Here is a 2,604-nt window from a genome sequence, read left to right as displayed (position 1 = left end):
GTTATGTGTATGGTGTCGTTTGGCGATTCGAAGCACGAACCTGTCAAACCGCTACAAAGTTTATTAGATGTAATATTCTCAAAATTAGCACTACCCGCCAAATGCACTATACACGATGTTGTGTTTTCGTGCTTTATTCTTCCAGTCAGTCCGTGTGTTGGGGAGGCATGCTCTTTAAGCAAATTTGGTCGTGCGGTTGATATGTGCGTTTGCTTAATGTGCATGGCTCTATTCTGTTGGGAAAAATCCGGAGCGACCAATTCCATCATCCCCTGTGAACTCAATATAATTAAATCTATCTGTTAAATTGGATGAAGGAACCTTATTATCAAACATTATAAATTGAAAGTCCATTTTTTTATGAGCAAAATATTTAAAAAAGGAACGTTCAATATTTACATCTATATCATGTTCTTGAGTTTTCTTTTCTTTTCCATGATAAGTTGTAAGAGGAGAATCAATTATCAAACTTTTTGTAAATGGTATTGCTTTTTTATTGCAATAATTCACTAATGCAAATAACACTGCAGAATATGAAACGGCTCTCATTCCCTTTCCATAAGCACTCCTTGCTTTACCTGAAATCACAAAGTCGAAAACTTGATAACCCGAGTCAAATACAACTGAATCGCTATTTGGGTAATTCCATTCCTTTAGAATATTCTTAACTTCTTTGCATAAATCATCAACAATATCACCGTCAACTTTTTCGGGTGTCTGAGGGGTTGGCTTTAATGAAATTTGAACTTCAATATTTTTTTTCTCTTTAATATAAAAATTTAGTTCTTTATCAAGTAATTCAATTTTTGATACTAAAGAGACTGAGTCTTTAATTTCACTTAACTTTTCTTTAATTGAATTTAATTTCGGAGTAAACTCATTTTTTATAGTATTGTCAATCTCGTGATATTCAATATCAAGGTCGTTTATTTTATTGGTGATATTCTCTACCTCTTGCTTATTAGTTGAAATTGTCGAAGCCAAATCTTTAAGTTTTTCAACTATTTTATTTTTCTCGGAATCAATTGATTCTTTAACTTTTATATTCTGTTCAACCTCTTGCAATTTATCGCTTTCCATTTCAGCTTCACACAATGGACAATTAACAGTTTGTAGTTGCCCAAGCAGATTTTGTCCTTCATCAATGAAATTTAGACGCCCCAAATCACTATTGTAATGTTTTTTAAGCAACTCCATTCTTTCAATAAGTTCAGTATAGAAAAGGCGTGATGATTTTTCAGCTTCTAACTCTTTAAACTTGGTCGATTTCTTCTTATATAATTCAGAAATCACAGTGTTAAGTTCTAATGATTGTTTTTCTAAAGATTTTATATCTTCATTAAAAGTAGGTTTTGAATTGCTTTTCTGAGTACTTAAAGTATCTAAATCTTTTGATATTGTTTCGACTCTGTTATTGACAAATTCAAGTTTACCTTTTAATCGACTTTTTCTTATTTTTTCTTCTTCTTCAGGAATAAAATCAGCATAATCTTTTCCAGTTAAAAGATATATTAGAAGGCTCTGATATAATGTTTTATCAATATGCTGTGAAGTCGGATAAAAAGGAGAATCCTCTACTACAACTCTTGTCTCAGAAATAAGTGTCAAACGTCTAATATAAGAATAAATAAGATTAACTTTTTTTGACTTGCTTTTCTTCAGAAACTTATCATCAATTCCATTGAGGTTGAGTAAAAAGGATGATAGATTTTTGGTTTTCTTATTGTCAAGAAAATATTCTTCAACAGGTAACTTTGAATTTTCATATTCGCTTATAGAACATTTCTTAATTTTTACAGATTTCTCAATCAATTTCCTGTATATCGTATATTCTTCACCTGCAAAGGTTTTTATACCGAGGTAGAAATTATTGTATCCTACGCTTTCGGGAATACTCTTTGGACTATCTTCTTTCCCTAGCAAATAGTTGAGACAAGAGAAAATATATGATTTTCCCGTATCCGAAACACCTGATACAAGATTAAAACCATTCTCGAATGGAATTTCTGCTGGCTTTTTATTATTACCAGTAACTCGAAGATGAGTTATATAGAAACCTAAATCATTATTCATAGTTTAACTCCTCTCGCATATATGATTCATTAAGAAATTCACTTCCCCATTTTTCTAGATTTAAGGAGATAAATTTCTCAAGACTTTTATCATTTCTATTTTTAAATGTTTCTGCAACCCAAACAACCCGCTCTTTTAATTCTTTATAATATTGAGATTCAAAATATAAAAGAAAAGGTTCTGTCAACTTAGAGGGGGCGTATTGAATACCTGACTTTGCATATTTAATTAGAATCAATTCTTTTGAAGCTAATATTAAAAGTGCTTTTTGCAGTAATTCACGTTTTACTAATAATTGAGAAGACCTATTAGGTAATGATGGGTGCAAACTTTCAGGAGAATCTTCCAAGTCTCCACTATTTAGGATTATATAATCATATATAATGAGGCGTTCCAAGGAAAATGAACTCTTTTTGCCAAAACTCAAAATAAGTAGCACCCTCAATGCAATTTCCAAAGGGGAATTAAAAATTCTATTTTTAACGTTTTGTTTTGTCATTTCACCCATTTTAATTTAAGTTCGTTTGCTAG

3 protein-coding genes are annotated in these 2,604 nt (G+C 31.0%); all 3 read right to left on the bottom strand.

The features are described 5' to 3' along the window. Positions 1-224 (bottom strand): hypothetical protein (locus tag OQ5_RS23775; RefSeq protein WP_218054492.1); only part of this gene is annotated, 224 nt, incomplete at its 3' end. Positions 225-228: 4 nt separating this feature from the next. Then, complete coding sequence (locus OQ5_RS0103665) at positions 229-2,073, bottom strand: hypothetical protein (RefSeq protein ID WP_016776202.1); 1,845 nt, start codon at positions 2,071-2,073, stop codon at positions 229-231. Next, a complete protein-coding gene (locus tag OQ5_RS20180; RefSeq protein WP_141638851.1) occupies positions 2,066-2,572 on the bottom strand; it encodes an ABC-three component system middle component 2 in 507 nt (168 codons plus the stop codon). The genes OQ5_RS0103665 and OQ5_RS20180 overlap by 8 nt, the downstream gene beginning before the upstream one ends. Positions 2,573-2,604: the final 32 nt, after the last annotated feature.

Source organism: Anaerophaga thermohalophila str. Valhall, from assembly GCF_000250735.1.
GTDB lineage: Bacteria > Bacteroidota > Bacteroidia > Bacteroidales > Marinilabiliaceae > Anaerophaga > Anaerophaga thermohalophila_A.
This window is presented reverse-complemented; position numbering and strand designations above follow the sequence as displayed.

Coding starts and splice junctions, on each gene's coding strand:
- OQ5_RS0103665 (WP_016776202.1), bottom strand. CDS start 2,073: ATGAATAATGATTTAGGTTTCTATATAACTCATCTTCGAGTTACTGGT.
- OQ5_RS20180 (WP_141638851.1), bottom strand. CDS start 2,572: ATGACAAAACAAAACGTTAAAAATAGAATTTTTAATTCCCCTTTGGAA.